This is a genomic window from Shewanella sp. 492 (genome assembly GCF_059338445.1).
Genome location: NZ_CM181702.1, coordinates 2,097,243 through 2,112,404 on the forward strand (window position 1 = coordinate 2,097,243; position 15,162 = coordinate 2,112,404).

Below are 15,162 nucleotides of genomic sequence, written 5' to 3' on the forward strand. Positions count from 1 at the left end.
AATGATTAAAGTAAAGAGTAAAATCCGAGCTGAGTGGCCGTCATAATAGATTAACACTGACTAGCGCTAGCTAAATAGGCCTAACAACCTGAGGTGACTTGCTCATAATTTGGCGTTTTATAATGCTCTTGGCTGAAACCATACTTGAGATAACATTTAGAATCGACCATCTCTTGTATGCTAGTTGCGCCAAACGCCGGCGCACCTCTTGGGGTGAAATAGGCTTGAGCATAAACGCCAGAAGAAGCTAACACGGTCCAGTCAGCTTCATCAATGTTCATGACTTGATAGATATTCCACTTGGTTGCCTGGATACGACCATAATGCAGGCTGACCTTTTTGCCATTGATGATCAGTGATGAATCCACTTGATTATGGATATCGTTGAAAGCCAGCTCTTCCTTACCTTCGAGTGCGGCTTTAGAAAATACCAATTTATTAGCGGTTTTCAATTCGCCCTCCATATCTTGAATCTCTACGATTAAGACCTCACTTGTCACGCCAATAAATTTAGGAACAGCGACCACGGCTAAAATGCCAAGAACAATGATCACAACAACAAGCTCAATAAGGGTAAATCCTGATGATTTCATAATAAGACTCATTTTAGGTGGCATTATTAACTAGGGTGTTAGGTTACTACGGCGTTATCGATAAGTTTAAATTGATTTTAGTTGATTTTAGTTGATTTTAGTTGATTTTAGATAATTTTACCTAAGCAAAAAGGTATCTAGGAAACCAGTGGCGATTCAAATAAAGTGCGTACCTTACCCGCGATAGAGTTCCTATGGTTTGTGCTTCAGCATGTTTTGCCCAAAGGGTTACGCCGAGTACGAGATTATGGATTACTTAGCGGGAACTTCTGCAAACTGAGGCAACAAATACAGTTGATGATCGTTGTCGCAGGGGCGGTATTTCCCCTAGTCGAAGAGGCAAAACGCATTGCGGCAATACAGCCTTGTTCTTGCTGCCAGCAGCCGATGACATTTATGGGCGTACATGGAAAAAAGCAGGGGCGACTGACAAGCTTTCATAGCCAGAGCACTTAGCAATCTAACGCTACTGTTTAAGCGGTAAGATAACAGGATTTTGAAATTTTAGATCTCTAGAAGTGAAACGCAGGTGGTGATTAAGCTTTTGAAACTATAGACTTACTTATTGGCTGTCGGTGCTAAGGGATAGCTATGGCTAGCCAAAAGTGTAAATTAAGCTCCCCGACCTAAACCAGCGTGAGATCTCACGCCGCTATTTACTATATAAAGGTATCACTTCCTACAAACCCGGGCTTGTTCAACACTCGGGATAAGGACGCGGCTACGCGCGGCCTATCCTTATTTGTTATGTTTCGCCCTACAACGACTCACCAACTTCCCAAACGCACGCTACACAAGATACAGGTTTAACATATCTATTTTGTTTAGTATCGAACGTTACTTTATGAAGTGACTTTACTTGATAATTTGGTAGACATTCAATATGCGCTTGGCGACCATCGTCAGGTAATTGATAGTTAAATACGTCAACTAAAGCGCAAAATAATCGAATACACTTTTTTTCTTTGATTCGACCAAGTTTTTCAATGTCATTTTGATAGGCTGTAGTTGTATCTCGCAACTTAAATTCAATCGCTATTGTATAACCAGAATCCAATTTAAAAACTAAATCGGTGGGTCCGCCATTTTTAAGATCGTATTCCCTATACCATTCAACTTTTGTTTCACCAAAGATATTCTTTGACTCTTTGACAATCGCCTTACCGCATTCATATGCAAAAGCTAATTCAGGCATATGAAATATACCCTGTTCTATATCAGATAGTTCTCTATTTTCACTCTCAGCCACAGAGCAGATTATCTGAGCAATACGATTAATATCCATAATTCCCCTTTCAGAAACATAACGCCCGGCTCTAGGGAATCCCCAGATAATTCCTTTTACAATCAATTAGTAGACACGCATGGTGCTGTTTGATCTAATCAATTTCGCCAAAAACAAACTAGAACAACACCATGCGTGACATTACAATACTACATGACTCTCTTAGCAATCAATGCTCTTCCATCCACAAAAAACGTCTTAATTCTCTTATGGTTGCCACTAAATCATTACTAGATGGTGATCAACTCTCTTTGACCCAGCTAGGCCGTAACATCTCTGGTAATGTGGCACCTAAGCACAGTATCAAACGTATTGACCGCTTGCTCGGTAATCACCACCTCAATAATGACCGAATGGCGATATATCGCTGGCATGCAATGCATCTTTGCGGTGCTAACCCAATGCCTATCGTGCTTGTCGATTGGGCCGATGTAAGAGAACAACTCCGCTTGATGACATTGCGCGCCTCCATCAGTGTTCAAGGGCGCAGCGTGACCCTTTATGAGCGTACTTTTGAATTCAAAGATTACAACGCACCTCGCAGCCACAATGTTTTTCTGACTGAGTTGGCAAAGGTACTTCCGAATAGCTGCTGTCCGCTAATCGTCACCGATGCTGGCTATCGCAATACTTGGTTTGCTCAAGTAGCAAGTCACGGCTGGTTTTGGTTAGGGCGTGTTCGTGGTGACGTCAGTTATCAGCATGTTGGAACACATCAATGGCACTCCAATAAGTCGCTTTACCCAACAGCAACGAACAAAGCCAAATACATCGGCCGTGTTAACCTCGCCAGGAAAAGCCCATTGTCCTGTCATTTACACCTCTACAAAGCGAAAGAAAAAGGTCGTAAAGACCGCCGTTCCTCAAAAGCAGGAAGAAACCATACCGCCCAAGCAAGCTACGGAAGAAGCAGCAAAGAGCCGTGGCTATTGGCAACCAACTTACCACCTAATCACTTTAACTCGGTCCAAGTGACAAAGCTCTACGCTAAGCGAATGCAGATTGAAGAGACCTTTCGAGACTTGAAGAGACAATACGGCATGGGGCTGAGGCACTGCAAAAGTCGTTGTCCGAAGCGGCTAGATGTGTTGCTGCTCATCGCTATGCTGGCAGAAATTGCCTTATGGCTAATTGGTATCGTTGCCTTACATCTAGGCTGGCAAAAACACTTTCAGGCCAACACCATTCGGCACCGGCCTGTGCTGTCGATTGTCAGATTGGGGAAAGAGGTTCGGCGGAGGGAAAACTATCAAATAACAGCGCAGCATTTACGCTGGGCAATGCATGAATATATCAAGTTGGTTCACACTGCAGGGAGACCTGAATTATGAGGGGATCCCCCAGCGCCCATTTAAGGGGCTGATAGTAGTTTGCTAAAACTGTGTAGCGTAGCGAAACCGAGCAAACTGTTAGCAGTCCCGCTTTAAATTCTTGTTAGCTGTATCTACACCAATACTACTTAATGAAATAACCAACAGGAAGCCATTTACCGCTACTTTTACTTAGCGTTAAAGTTTCAGTTGCTGATTTTTTATTTTGAAAGTCCGTTTGAAATTGAATAACTAGATATTCACCGTCAGGAACACCTGGAAGGGTTGTGTATTCTTTAGCACCTAGCTCTGAACGTGAATTGACTTTACCCAAAGGCGTACGGACACCTTTAAGGGCTGCATCCCATTTATCTTGTGATAGTTGTGATTGAAAAAATGAATCTGATTTTTGCCAGCTTTCAGAGTAATTACCAGAATCAACTATGTTAAGCCATTCCCTTGCTGCTGTTGAACCTGGCGATTCATTTGCAGAAACAAAAGAAGAAATACACAGTGTTAAGATTAATATTAGTTTTTTCATAATAATTCCTTTTATTCTAAAGTTTAATGATATTGCCATACTTAAAATACAGCTAACAGCTTATTATCTAGCTGCTCGATAATGTTCCGGTTCAAATTACAACTTAGGCGCAATCAGCCCAATATAACCGACTGTTTATAAATAAAAAATGATAGAAATGACATCTAGTTTTATCAAAATCAAGCCCGCAAAATTGAGCATTTTGATGTAGCGGTCTCTACAACCCAGGGTGAGAGCATGAATGCTTAAATATCACCCAACGTCTTTAAGCCTGCTGTTAGTACCTGCTCCAGATAATCAGTGCTGCCGTGTGCACGCTTCTGTTTGCGTGGGATACTGATTTTTCGAGTTGTTTCCGCTCGGAGCATATTCAACGCTATCTTCCTTGCTCCGGACAATACCTCCGCCGCATTGCCTCTATATATTTGACATTGGTCTTCCTTCATCGACGCGTCCAATACCCAATGCAGGCTATTTTCAACCGCCCAGTGGCTGCGTACTGCATTGGCAAAACGAGCCTTACTCAGTTTGGCTGAACTGATGTAATAACGGTACTCAAGGGATTCATTGCCGCTTTTCGTTCGACGATAGCTTAACGCAACACCAATACTTTTAAGCCCTTTCCATTCAGGGAAAGCGTCGGCTAAGCTGCCTGCGTCCATTACACAATAGGCTCTAGCTTCGTTACGTCCGTGCTGCTTCTCTAAGCAAAGCACTTCTTCGTCAATCTCGCTGCCAAGCGCCTTACGAACGGCATTATGCAGTGTTTTTTGATTACCTTTTACGGCAAGTAAATAATCTCCACCCCGCTCAATAATTTGTTCGGCGATATCTGTCTGACATCCCATGGCATCTATTGATATCAGACAACCTTTTATATCCAACAGCGCCAGTAATGCGGGAATGGCGGTAATTTCATTCGACTTACTTTCGGTTTTAACTTGCCCAAGCACGACGTTATTTTCTGTTGCGAAGGCATTTACCATGTGGATGGCTGACAGTCTGTTCTCGCGATTATATGAACCACATAGCCGTTTACCATCTATCGCAATAAGCTGACCGTCGGATAACTCAGCAACAGACTTCATCCAGTCGATAAAGCAATACTGAAACTGCTCGCTATCTATTCTCGATATGACTCGAGCAATAGTGTCATGAACAGGTAACCCATTCTTAAAAAGTCCTTTTTTGGCAAACCAGTTAAAGTGGAGATCGCCAAAATCTTCGATATCTTCCCAACCTTGTGCCCCAGCTATTGAGGCACAAACCACGAGGAATAAAATATCAGTAAATAGATGCTCGACTTTGGCTGACTGACGAGGATCTTCTAAGGAACTAAAGAACTGTTGAAATGCACCGGAGTTCATAGGGCTCTCCACAAAAGAGAGTATAAGATCACAGCCAATATGGCCCGTCCAGCTATTTGAGCGAATATCACCCTAATAGCTCAAATTATGTTCGCGATCTCGCCCTGCTCTACAACCTTTTACAAAATATCTTATTTTCAATACCTTACTTATTCTACGGAGATTTATCGAGCGAAAATTATCAATTTTTGCTCACTTTTTTTTACGCAATTTATCAAAAACCAATTACGACTGTATATATACAGTTACCGTTGTACAATTCCGATGAAAAAACCCTCTTTTATTGAAGCTATCCGTGAACAAATTAGAGTTCGCCACTACAGTTAGCAAATGGAAAAGTCTTATCTTTACTGGGTGCGCTATCTCATCAGCTATAGCCAAGTTCAACGAGCATTAAGAGTCGCCACAAAACAGGCTCAGGTGGGTAAGCGAGTCACAGCCCATGCTTTCAGTCATTCGTTCGCGACTCAACTTCTACAACATGGAACAGATATAAGAACCATACAAGAACAGCTTGGACATAAAGATCTTAAAACCACCCAGATTTATACTCATGCAGCGGGTATCAACCAAACCGGCATCGTCAGCCCACTGGACAGATAAAACCTAAATCTTGTCATTAGGATCGAACTGAAATTTTGCCTTGTTTAAAATTTAAAGTTAACCCTAGGGTCAAGTCGCTATCATAAGCGAGTACAAGTAGTGGTCGTACAAATAGCAAAAAACCCGTTATCTTTCGATAAGGCCTTTTGTTTTAATGTGGTAAAGAGATAGCTGACTTTAAACAATAGGAACCCGAGGGTTCAAGTCGCTATCTTTAACTAGTAATTATAGCGGAAGTACAAATAGTGATAGTACAAACAGCAAAAGCCCGTTACCTTTCGATAAGGCCTTTTGTTTTAATGTGGTAAAGAGATAGCTGACTTTAAACAATAGGAACCCGAGGGTTCAAGTCGCTATCTTTAACTAGTAATTATAGCGGAAGTACAAATAGTGATAGTACAAACAGCAAAAGCCCGTTACCTTTCGATAAGGCCTTTTGTTTTAATGTGGCGAAGAGATAGCTGACTTTAAACAATAGGAACCCTAGGGTTCAAGTCACTATCATAAGCGAGTACAAGTAGTGGTCGTACAAACAGCAAAAAGCCCGTTATCTTTCGATAACGGGCTTTTTGTTTTAATGTGGCGGAGAGATAGGGATTTGAACCCTAGATGGGCTATAAACCCATGCCGGTTTTCAAGACCGGTGCATTCGACCACTCTGCCATCTCTCCGAACGCCGCGAATAATATAGCGCGCTTTAATCGATGTAAAGTAAAAATGGTATTCGCGGCATCAACTGCTTAACTAACCATCAACTAAGGGGCATCACTGACTTTCAACTATGTTTAAAGAACATGATGGCCCTGAATGATCAATGCGATTAACTTTCGTCGCTGTTAATACCAACGCGAGAGTTATCGGGTGTTGCCAGTTCTTTACTCAACTTTTTTCTTAATTCGCCCCAGCTATTTAAACGGCGCATTTTGTATCCAACCAGCACACCTAGCGACGATACCACAATCGCAATAGCTATGGTCACTTCGGCATGTATTGCCCATATCGCAACAATTGATGATGCACCAAACGCTAAGCTTATCTGCAAAAAGTTCTGTAAACCTGCCGCCTTCGCTGAAGCTTGCTTAAAGACCTGCAGCGCACAATTAACCACAATAGGATAACAAGCACCATTAGCCGCCGCTAATACCGAAAAGATGCTCAACAAAGGCCAAATGGTGTCGGCCTGCATCACTAAGGTGCTAAAGGCGATCCCAGCAACACACATGCCAAACAGTAACAATAAAATAGTTAAGGTCTGCTCAGTACCGATTTTGCGAATAAGCACTTTGCTCATGTAACCTCCCACAATAAACATGACTGTTTGAGGTATAAAGCTCAGGCCAATTTCAGTGGCTTGGTAACCGTGTTGTTCCATGGTGATTGGCCACAGCGTCAGATACGAGAAAAACGCCGCAGAGCAAGCCCCAAATATTAATACGTTACCCAGGTATTGTGGGCTCTTAAGCATATCAAGATAACTCACCCCCACCTTTGTAGGTGCTGCAGCGTTACTTTCAACTCGCTCCGATTTAACCCACATAATGGTTGCCAACATCAACAGCACTGTGAGGCCAGTCAATAGCATAAATATACTGCGCCATTCACTATGCTCTAATACATACGCACCTAGTATTGGCGCTAACGCAGGTGAGAGTGCCACCAAAGGCATAATATTACTGAACATTTTTTGTGCTTCAGTCGCTTCATATTTATCGATAACGATGGCTTGCCAAATCACGGCAGCGCTGCAGGCACCAATGGCCTGGAAGAAGCGGCCAAGATTGAACAGCCACATAGTATCACTCACCGCAACCATATAACTGGCACAACCAAACACCATTAAGCCAAATAGCAAGCTGTTACGCTTACCAAAACGCTGCACCAATGGCCCATATAATAATTGACCGATAGCCAAACCAGCTAAGAAAAAGGTCAATGAACTTGCCACATGGCTGGGGGTCGCTCCAAATGTTGCTTCAATTGCTTTGAAAGCAGGTAAATACATATCAGTTGCAACAAAACCCAACATACTCAGCAACGCAAGATAGATAAAAAACAGCAATTTTCCGCATTTATTCATAAAATTCATACATTCACACTAGTAACAAAATAACGAGTCGCGGAGTGTAGATACTTGCTTATTGGTTGTGAAGCGTTTATTTTTGCTTACAGGTTTGAAAAATTCTCACAGCAAGGACCCAAGAGTATGCTTTCAGAACAATCTATGAAACTGATCGACATGGTGGCCCGCGCGGGTAGCTTTACCGCCGCAGCCAATAAGCTGCATAAAGTGCCTTCTGCTGTGAGTTACGCCGTTAAGCAAGTAGAAGATGAGTTAGGCGTGGTGCTGTTTGAACGTCACCATCGCAGTGTTAGCTTAACGCCGGCCGGCGAGCACTTTGTTAAACAGGCTCGCCAAGTGCTCACCAAAATCGAAGACCTAAAAGACAATACTAAACGCGTGGCTAATGGTTGGCAGCCGACATTATCTATCGCGCTAGATAATATTGTCAGGGCGGATAAGATCAGTGTGTTGATTGCCGATTTTTATCGCCATTTCGACAATGTCGAGCTGATCATTCGCATCGAAGTGTTTAATGGTGTTTGGGAGTCTATCGCCACAGGTCGCAGCGACATTGCCATTGGCGCAACGACTGCCATCCCTGTTGGGGGCGATTATCGTTTTAAAGATATGGGCCATATCGATTGGACCTTCTTGGTCAGTAAACATCATCCATTAGCTGCAATAGACCGCCCTTTACTTGACGATGAACTCAAGGCCTACCCTGCCATTTGCCTTGAAGATACCTCACGAGAGATCCCCAAACGCATGACTTGGTTGCTTGAAAATCAGCGCCGCTTAGTCGTTCCCGATTGGATACGTGCAATTAACTGCTTCCGTGAAGGTTTAGGTATAGGTTATATGCCCAAACATTTTGCAGCACCTTTTATTCAGGCGGGCGCGCTTATCGAAAAACAGTTAGAGAGGCCCAAAGCCCCTAGTCCTTGCTGCTTAGCCTGGAACGATGCCAATATGTCTCCGGCCATGGCGTGGGTATTGGATTACTTAGGCGACAGTGAAAAATTGCAACGAGATTGGTTTCATTAATCATTTAGCATCAACCAATTAGTATTAATCAGCGACTAGCGCTTTTACCTCAGCGCTGGCTCAGGTATGATTTACCCATGGACATTGACTAGCGTAAAATTCTATTCACCTAATGGAACTGTTGAATATGAATGAACTCAAATAATCATTGGACACTTTTACCATTGAGTCACACTGATTAAGCAATAACGCTAAGCAAAAGTTATTTCGGGTCACTGGAGAAAAAGATGACACAAGAAACACTGTACGCAGGACATGCTTCGACAGAAGTTGTTAATAAACTGCTTAAAAATACCTATATGCTATTGTCGATGACACTCGCATTCTCTGCATTATGTGCAGGCCTCGCCATGGCGATGCAGATTGGGCCTATGATGTCTTTGGGATTATCCCTTGGCGGATTGGTACTGCTATTTGTCACATTAAGAAAAGCTGAATCTGCTGCAGGGCTTTTTTGGGTGTTTGCTTTTACAGGCATGGAAGGTGCGTCTTTAGGTTATATGCTTAACCACTATGCGGGCATGGCGAACGGACCTCAGTTGATCATGCAGGCTTTAGGCTTAACCTCAGTAGTGTTTATCGCTCTGTCTGGTTATGCACTAACCACTAAAAAAGATTTTTCATTCATGCGTGGCTTTTTAATTGCCGGTTTGGTGATTGCCATCGTTGCGGGTATCGCCAATATCTTTATTGGCAGCGGTACCGTATTTATGGCGCTTAACGCGGGTGTCGCATTACTGATGACAGGGTTCATTTTATATGACACCAGCCGCATCGTTAACGGCGGTGAAACCAATTATATCCGTGCGACTATCTCGCTATACTTGGATTTCTTAAACCTATTTATCTCTATTCTGCACTTAATGGGGATCGGTAACGACGATTAATTTACCGCTTAATCACCTCCCCCTTAAAGGACTGCAGCGTCTGTTTGGGGTATAGGGATAAATTACGATAGAATAGCTCCCAATTATGGGAGCTTTTTTTGCTCTATTATTGGGAATATTGATCTTCATGAGTAAAATGTTAATTCAAGTCAATCAACCCGCCTACGGTCAAAATACCAGTTTTCAAGCATTGTGCTTTGCCAAAGCGGCTATCGCTGAAGGTCATGAAATAGTGCGGGTATTCTTTTATCAAGATGGCGTATTATCAACCAATGGTTTAAATAGTCCCGCATCTGACGAATTCGACCTCACTAAGGCTTGGATAGCATTTGGCCAACAGCATAATGTCCCATTAATTAATTGCGTTTCTGCCGCATTAAGACGCGGCGTGTTATCGCAAACAGAAGCCAGCGAACAACAACTTGCCCATTGGAACTGTGATAGCCCTTTTGTTATGGGCGGTTTAGGTGAGTTGGTGACCGGTATAGAGCAGGCTGATAGAGTGGTCTGCTTTTAGTCTTGGTGCGATTAGCTCGATGCTAACGTTTCGATTTCTGCGTCTCTTTTAGGAACAAGATGAAAAAAATCACCGTTGTGTTTCGCCATGCACCTCATGGCAGTGCCAGTAGCCGTGAAGGGCTTGATTTTGCGCTGCTTAGCGCCAGTTTTGAACAACAAGTAACCTTAATATTTGTCGATGATGGTGTGCTCAATCTGCTGCCTAATCAACAGCCAGCGCAGATTGGATGCCGTGATTTTATTGCAACCTTTAAGGCTCTGCCTCTCTATGATATTGAGCAAGTGTTTATTTGCCATCAATCTTTACAGGATAGAGCACTCAACCTTGAGCACTGTGCGATAACGGTCGAACCACTAGAGCCCAAGGCGATAACCGCGCAATTACAGCTAGCCGATGAGGTGTTTGTATACTAATGATATTACATATTATTCAAACCGCGGATACCGCGCTAATCTCTTGTTTGCGCTATATGGCTGAGCAAGATACCCTGCTGCTGCGTGGCGATGCCGTCAACCTGTTACTGCAGACTCAATGGCAGCAAGCGGTAGCACAACGTAACGTACTGCTGTTGCAAGACGATGTTGAAGCTCGCGGACTTGGCGACCTGCTGGTCAATTATTCAGGTATTGCTCAACAAGCGTTTGTGCAACAAACATTGCTTCATTCAAAGGTGATAAGCTGGTGAACTACATACAATATCAAGCTGAAAAAATTGAAACAGATGCTCAAGGCTATCTTAAAAATGTCAACGATTGGCATGAGGAGTTGGCTAAGGTGATCGCCGCGGGTGAGAATATCGAACTCACGCCAGCCCATTGGGAGGTGATACATTTTGTGCGTAATTTTTATTTAGAATACAACACCAGCCCAGCGATACGTGTATTAGTTAAAGCTATTGGTCAGGCGCTCGGCGCCGAAAAAGGCAATTCAAAATACCTTTACACGCTATTTCCTGCTGGGCCAGCCAAGCAAGCGACGAAAGTAGCAGGCCTGCCAAAACCGGCAAAATGTATTTAAATTGAGTAGCGAGTCGACTACTCACCAATAAGCAATAGCACCTTGATTCAATACAAAAAAGCCTAGCATCGCTAGGCTTTTTTATTATAGGTTTTTTAATATCACCAAGACTGCTTTACCAAATGTAGCTAGCATAACGCCAACGAAAATACAGATAATGACTACATAGGTCAGCCACTGAAAAAAGTGCCTACCGTTATCCATTAAGCCTATATTCTCTAAGCGTTAGCCTATTTGGGTCATGCCGCCCATATAAGGACGTAACACCTCGGGTACCGTAATAGATCCGTCGGCGTTTTGATAGTTCTCTAACACGGCGACCAAAGTACGGCCAACAGCTAAACCTGAGCCATTGAGTGTGTGCAATAATGCAGGTTTTTTGGCTGACTTGGCTTTATAACGTGCTTGCATGCGGCGAGCCTGGAAATCTTGCATATTGCTGCAAGATGAAATCTCACGATAGGTATTTTGTGCAGGCAACCACACTTCAATGTCGTAAGTCTTAGCTGCGCCAAAGCCCATATCACCAGTACATAACACCACAGTGCGATAAGGCAGCCCCAGCTTTTGTAATACGGTTTCGGCATGTTGGGTTAGGCTTTCTAGCGCCGCCATCGAATCTTCAGGCTTAACCAGTTGCACTAATTCAACTTTATCGAATTGATGCTGACGAATAAGTCCTCGCGTGTCACGACCGTATGAGCCAGCTTCACTTCTAAAACACGCGGTGTGCGCAGTAAGCTTAACGGGCAACTCATCTTCGTCGATAATGGTATCGCGTGCAAGGTTAGTCAACGGTACTTCTGCCGTTGGGATCAAGCTTAAGCCCTGCCCCTCTTCAGTAGCCGGCTTGGTATGAAACAGATCTTCACCAAACTTAGGCAATTGACCAGTGCCTAACAGACTGTCTTCGTTGACCAATAAGGGAACATAAGCTTCGGTATAGCCATGTTCATTGGTGTGCAGGTCAAGCATGAACTGCGCCAATGCACGGTGCATACGGGCAATTTGTCCCTTCATCACGATAAAGCGTGAACCGGTGATCTTAACCGCGTTCTTGAAATCAAGACCACTGTGCAATTCACCTAAATCAACATGATCTTTAACTTCAAAATCAAATTGTGTTGCTTCACCCCAGCGACGGATCTCCACATTATCATTTTCGTCCGCGCCAATCGGAGCCGACTCGTCAGGTAGATTAGGTACGCTCATCGCAATCGCGTTAAGTTCGTCAAGTAAGGCTGCTAACTCTGCTTTTTTACTATCAAGCTCTGCGCCTAAATCGCCTACTTGCGCCATGATAGGCGCTACATCTTCACCCTTAGCTTTGGCTTGACCAATAGACTTTGAGATGGCGTTACGGGAGGCTTGTAGCTCCTCGGTCGCCACTTGCAGCGACTTACGCTTTTCCTCTAACTGGCTTAAACGACCAACGTCAAGAATAAACCCACGGGTTGCGAGACGCTCGGCCGTTGCTTCTAATTCTGTTCTTAAAAATTTGGGATCTAACATGTTTTTAGTTTCTTAATAGTTAAATGCGAGAAAAAACCAACTGCTGCCCTATGTAAACCATGAAAAGGCATAGACAAAGGTTCAGAGCGATATTAATAAAAGCTTTCAACCACTGCCCTTGTTGAATTAATAGCAAGGTTTCATTGGAAAAGGTTGAAAATGTTGTCAGCGCCCCTAATAAACCTACCGCCACGAGTGCTTTCATTTCCGGACTGACATGACTGACTTGACCTAGCGCATAAATCACGCCCATCAAGAATGAGCCAATCATATTGACGACCAGTGTACCAAAAGGAAATGCTGAGCCAAATACCTGAATCATCAATATTGAGATCAGATAACGAAAAACAGCCCCAATTGAGCCACCTATTGCCACAAACAGTAGATTACTCATAGCGTTTCAACTCACTTTGGCTATCGAGCTGGGCTAGTAATTCGAGTTTAGCCTTAATCCGTTTTTCAAACCCATGCTCGGTTGGATAATAAAAACGACTCTGAGCTAACTCTGCAGGGAAATAACATTCACCACTGGCGTAGGATTGCGGCTCGTCATGGGCATAACGGTAACCCTCGCCTAAACCAATATCGGCCATCAATTGTGTTGGCGCGTTACGCAGATGGTTAGGCACTGGAGCTTGACCGGTTTCACGCGCTAAGGTTCGCGCGGCTTTAAATGCAGTATAAACCGCATTACTTTTGGGCGCACTGGCTAAATACACTATGGCTTGAGCTATAGCACGCTCACCTTCAGAGGGGCCCACACGGTGAAAACAGTCCCATGCATTGAGTGCCACCGTCATTGCCACCGGATCGGCATTACCGATATCTTCAGAGGCGATGGCCAGTAATCGTCTGGCGATATAAAGCGGATCGCAGCCGCCTTCTAGCATACGGCAAAACCAATACAGCGCCGCATCGGGCGCAGAGCCGCGAATCGATTTATGCACCGCTGAAATAAGGTCATAATATTGATCGCCATTTTTGTCGAACCCAGCCAATTGCTGACCTGCCACATCAATTAACAGCGATTCACTAAAGGATTCGCCATCGGCAATCATGTCGCTCATTAGCTCAATAAGATTAAGGGCTTTACGCGCATCCCCTTCGCAAATAGTGGCTAACTTTGTCGCCACCATATCGGGCATCTGTAACTGACGTTTACCCAGGCCGCGCTGCTCATCATGCAGCGCCTGCTGCACTATGGCTTTGATCTCATCATCAGATAAGCGTTTAATTAAATAAACCCTCGCCCGGGACAAAAGCGCGTTATTAATTTCAAATGAGGGATTTTCGGTGGTGGCGCCGATAAAAATTACCGTACCATCTTCAATAAATGGTAAAAATGCATCTTGCTGGCTCTTATTAAAGCGATGTACCTCATCAACAAATAATAAGGTGCGCTGCCCGCGAGACTGGGCGACATTTTTAGCATGCTCGATGGCGGTGCGGATCTCTTTAACCCCTGAGGTGACCGCCGAAATCCGCTCAACATGGGCGTTAGTGTACTTGGCAATTAACTCAGCTAAGGTGGTTTTGCCTGTACCGGGTGGCCCCCACAGCATCATAGAGTGGGCTCGCCCCGCCTCAAGGGCTTTGCGCAGCGGCTTTCCAGCCTCAAGCAGATGGCCTTGACCAATATATTGCTCTATGGTTTCTGGGCGCATTCTGGCCGCAAGTGGCCTAAAGTCGGGGCCAAAATCAAAGGTTAACGTTGACACAAGCTAGCCTACTTAATTGCTTTTAAGCGTTGATCGTCAATATCAACACCTTCGGGTACCGTAAATTCAAACAGGGTCTTATCGGCATCGGTCAATGTCGCTTGTTCAGACAAGTTAAACTCACTGAGATTACCTTGCTGATCTTCAAGTTTCATAGTGTGTAAACTAGTACTGTTAAAACACACCTCAACCTTGGCGACCCCAGCATCGACATCTTTAGGCGCGATGGAATAACAGTTGTCAGCTTGGATGACCTGATATTGTTGCCAAGTATAGTCATCACGATGAACCAATAAAGCGATGGGAGATGCCTCAATAGCCTGATTTAAATCAAGTACAGACACCTCTTCGGCAAACGGATTGTAAATCCACACATCTTGACCATCAGCCACAATGAGTGACTCATCTGGTGAGGTTAAATGCCAATAAAATTGATTGGGCACGGCAAGGGCAAATGTTCCCTCGCCCTGCTGGATAACCTTACCGTTAATGTCGGTAACGGTTTGGCTAAATTGGGCTTTTAAACTATTTAAATCGCTTAGTCTTTGCTTTAAAGAGGCCGCATCATCGGCACTGGCCTGCGCGGTAAACAGCAAAGGCAAGCTTAAAGCGAGTAACGCAATTCGATTCAACATCATGATTTTCTGTTCCTATTTATGTCTATGGCGCCAAAGCAGTTTAACTACCATTATCACCCAAGATC

General features: G+C 44.0%; 17 protein-coding genes, 1 tRNA gene and 1 pseudogene. 9 read left to right on the forward strand and 10 right to left on the reverse strand.

Features of this window, described 5'->3' with window-relative positions:
- Positions 1 to 80 precede the first annotated feature (80 nt).
- On the reverse strand, positions 81 to 593 hold the full coding sequence (locus AC5YBX_RS09395) for a type II secretion system protein (protein WP_494523563.1): 513 nt from the start codon (positions 591 to 593) through the stop codon (positions 81 to 83).
- 156 nt (positions 594 to 749) lie between these two features.
- Between AC5YBX_RS09395 and AC5YBX_RS09400 the strand changes: the two are divergent.
- A pseudogene (locus AC5YBX_RS09400) lies at positions 750 to 1,049 on the forward strand (transposase); the annotation flags it as partial.
- Between the two features lie 301 nt (positions 1,050 to 1,350).
- Here AC5YBX_RS09400 and AC5YBX_RS09405 read toward each other — a convergent pair.
- A complete protein-coding gene (locus AC5YBX_RS09405) occupies positions 1,351 to 1,878 on the reverse strand; it encodes a hypothetical protein (protein ID WP_494523564.1) in 528 nt (175 codons plus the stop codon).
- A gap of 131 nt (positions 1,879 to 2,009) precedes the next feature.
- On the opposite strand from AC5YBX_RS09405, the gene AC5YBX_RS09410 reads away from it, so the two are divergent.
- Entirely contained in the window at positions 2,010 to 3,209 is a 1,200-nt protein-coding gene (locus tag AC5YBX_RS09410) for an IS4 family transposase (protein WP_494523565.1), read from the forward strand.
- Positions 3,210 to 3,333: 124 nt separating this feature from the next.
- Here AC5YBX_RS09410 and AC5YBX_RS09415 read toward each other — a convergent pair whose 3' ends face one another.
- The gene (locus AC5YBX_RS09415) at positions 3,334 to 3,729 is read right to left on the reverse strand and encodes a DUF4019 domain-containing protein (protein ID WP_494523566.1); all 396 of its coding nucleotides are present in this window, start codon (positions 3,727 to 3,729) and stop codon (positions 3,334 to 3,336) included.
- Between the two features lie 245 nt (positions 3,730 to 3,974).
- Positions 3,975 to 5,096 (reverse strand): ISAs1 family transposase, encoded by a 1,122-nt coding sequence (locus tag AC5YBX_RS09420; protein ID WP_096035922.1) that lies wholly within the window; start codon positions 5,094 to 5,096, stop codon positions 3,975 to 3,977.
- 330 nt (positions 5,097 to 5,426) lie between these two features.
- Here AC5YBX_RS09420 and AC5YBX_RS09425 point away from each other — a divergent pair, with 330 nt between their 5' ends.
- The gene (locus AC5YBX_RS09425) at positions 5,427 to 5,699 is read left to right on the forward strand and encodes a tyrosine-type recombinase/integrase (protein WP_494523567.1); all 273 of its coding nucleotides are present in this window, start codon (positions 5,427 to 5,429) and stop codon (positions 5,697 to 5,699) included.
- Positions 5,700 to 6,279: 580 nt separating this feature from the next.
- Here AC5YBX_RS09425 and AC5YBX_RS09430 read toward each other — a convergent pair.
- Positions 6,280 to 6,370 (reverse strand) — tRNA-Ser (locus tag AC5YBX_RS09430).
- A 149-nt stretch (positions 6,371 to 6,519) separates the two neighbouring features.
- A complete protein-coding gene (gene punC / locus AC5YBX_RS09435) occupies positions 6,520 to 7,785 on the reverse strand; it encodes a purine nucleoside transporter PunC (RefSeq protein ID WP_494523568.1) in 1,266 nt (421 codons plus the stop codon).
- Positions 7,786 to 7,902: 117 nt separating this feature from the next.
- On the opposite strand from punC, the gene punR reads away from it, so the two are divergent.
- The 6 genes from punR (at position 7,903) to AC5YBX_RS09465 (ending at position 11,229) form a co-directional block, all read left to right on the forward strand.
- Positions 7,903 to 8,805 (forward strand): DNA-binding transcriptional activator PunR, encoded by a 903-nt coding sequence (gene punR / locus AC5YBX_RS09440; protein WP_494519052.1) that lies wholly within the window; start codon positions 7,903 to 7,905, stop codon positions 8,803 to 8,805.
- Between the two features lie 227 nt (positions 8,806 to 9,032).
- Entirely contained in the window at positions 9,033 to 9,692 is a 660-nt protein-coding gene (locus AC5YBX_RS09445; protein WP_494519051.1) for a Bax inhibitor-1/YccA family protein, read from the forward strand.
- Between the two features lie 127 nt (positions 9,693 to 9,819).
- A complete protein-coding gene (gene tusD, locus AC5YBX_RS09450; protein ID WP_494519050.1) occupies positions 9,820 to 10,209 on the forward strand; it encodes a sulfurtransferase complex subunit TusD in 390 nt (129 codons plus the stop codon).
- A gap of 59 nt (positions 10,210 to 10,268) precedes the next feature.
- A complete protein-coding gene (gene tusC / locus AC5YBX_RS09455; protein ID WP_494519049.1) occupies positions 10,269 to 10,625 on the forward strand; it encodes a sulfurtransferase complex subunit TusC in 357 nt (118 codons plus the stop codon).
- A complete protein-coding gene (gene tusB / locus AC5YBX_RS09460; protein WP_494519048.1) occupies positions 10,625 to 10,897 on the forward strand; it encodes a sulfurtransferase complex subunit TusB in 273 nt (90 codons plus the stop codon). Before tusC ends, tusB begins: the two co-directional genes overlap by 1 nt.
- The gene (locus AC5YBX_RS09465) at positions 10,894 to 11,229 is read left to right on the forward strand and encodes a TusE/DsrC/DsvC family sulfur relay protein (protein WP_494519047.1); all 336 of its coding nucleotides are present in this window, start codon (positions 10,894 to 10,896) and stop codon (positions 11,227 to 11,229) included. The genes tusB and AC5YBX_RS09465 overlap by 4 nt, the downstream gene beginning before the upstream one ends.
- 225 nt (positions 11,230 to 11,454) lie before the next feature.
- Here the strand turns inward: AC5YBX_RS09465 and serS are convergent, their stop codons facing one another.
- From serS to lolA, 4 genes are read right to left on the reverse strand one after another with little or no spacing between them, the layout of a single operon-like run.
- The gene (gene serS / locus AC5YBX_RS09470) at positions 11,455 to 12,741 is read right to left on the reverse strand and encodes a serine--tRNA ligase (protein WP_494523569.1); all 1,287 of its coding nucleotides are present in this window, start codon (positions 12,739 to 12,741) and stop codon (positions 11,455 to 11,457) included.
- Between the two features lie 19 nt (positions 12,742 to 12,760).
- Positions 12,761 to 13,135: a fluoride efflux transporter CrcB gene (crcB, locus tag AC5YBX_RS09475; protein WP_494519045.1), complete on the reverse strand. Its 375-nt coding sequence runs from the start codon at positions 13,133 to 13,135 to the stop codon at positions 12,761 to 12,763.
- Positions 13,128 to 14,459: a replication-associated recombination protein A gene (locus AC5YBX_RS09480; protein ID WP_494523570.1), complete on the reverse strand. Its 1,332-nt coding sequence runs from the start codon at positions 14,457 to 14,459 to the stop codon at positions 13,128 to 13,130. The genes crcB and AC5YBX_RS09480 overlap by 8 nt, the downstream gene beginning before the upstream one ends.
- Before the next feature lie 8 nt (positions 14,460 to 14,467).
- Entirely contained in the window at positions 14,468 to 15,094 is a 627-nt protein-coding gene (gene lolA, locus AC5YBX_RS09485; RefSeq protein WP_494524811.1) for an outer membrane lipoprotein periplasmic chaperone LolA, read from the reverse strand.
- Positions 15,095 to 15,162 lie beyond the last annotated feature (68 nt).

Excerpts from the sequence above, each read along its gene's own strand:
- AC5YBX_RS09395 (WP_494523563.1), bottom strand. The coding sequence starts at position 593 with ATGAAATCATCAGGATTTACCCTTATTGAGCTTGTTGTTGTGATCATT.
- AC5YBX_RS09405 (WP_494523564.1), bottom strand. The coding sequence starts at position 1,878 with ATGGATATTAATCGTATTGCTCAGATAATCTGCTCTGTGGCTGAGAGT.
- AC5YBX_RS09410 (WP_494523565.1), top strand. The coding sequence starts at position 2,010 with ATGCGTGACATTACAATACTACATGACTCTCTTAGCAATCAATGCTCT.
- AC5YBX_RS09415 (WP_494523566.1), bottom strand. The coding sequence starts at position 3,729 with ATGAAAAAACTAATATTAATCTTAACACTGTGTATTTCTTCTTTTGTT.
- AC5YBX_RS09420 (WP_096035922.1), bottom strand. The coding sequence starts at position 5,096 with ATGAACTCCGGTGCATTTCAACAGTTCTTTAGTTCCTTAGAAGATCCT.
- AC5YBX_RS09425 (WP_494523567.1), top strand. The coding sequence starts at position 5,427 with ATGGAAAAGTCTTATCTTTACTGGGTGCGCTATCTCATCAGCTATAGC.
- punC (WP_494523568.1), bottom strand. The coding sequence starts at position 7,785 with ATGAATTTTATGAATAAATGCGGAAAATTGCTGTTTTTTATCTATCTT.
- punR (WP_494519052.1), top strand. The coding sequence starts at position 7,903 with ATGCTTTCAGAACAATCTATGAAACTGATCGACATGGTGGCCCGCGCG.
- AC5YBX_RS09445 (WP_494519051.1), top strand. The coding sequence starts at position 9,033 with ATGACACAAGAAACACTGTACGCAGGACATGCTTCGACAGAAGTTGTT.
- tusD (WP_494519050.1), top strand. The coding sequence starts at position 9,820 with ATGAGTAAAATGTTAATTCAAGTCAATCAACCCGCCTACGGTCAAAAT.
- tusC (WP_494519049.1), top strand. The coding sequence starts at position 10,269 with ATGAAAAAAATCACCGTTGTGTTTCGCCATGCACCTCATGGCAGTGCC.
- tusB (WP_494519048.1), top strand. The coding sequence starts at position 10,625 with ATGATATTACATATTATTCAAACCGCGGATACCGCGCTAATCTCTTGT.
- serS (WP_494523569.1), bottom strand. The coding sequence starts at position 12,741 with ATGTTAGATCCCAAATTTTTAAGAACAGAATTAGAAGCAACGGCCGAG.
- crcB (WP_494519045.1), bottom strand. The coding sequence starts at position 13,135 with ATGAGTAATCTACTGTTTGTGGCAATAGGTGGCTCAATTGGGGCTGTT.
- lolA (WP_494524811.1), bottom strand. The coding sequence starts at position 15,094 with ATGTTGAATCGAATTGCGTTACTCGCTTTAAGCTTGCCTTTGCTGTTT.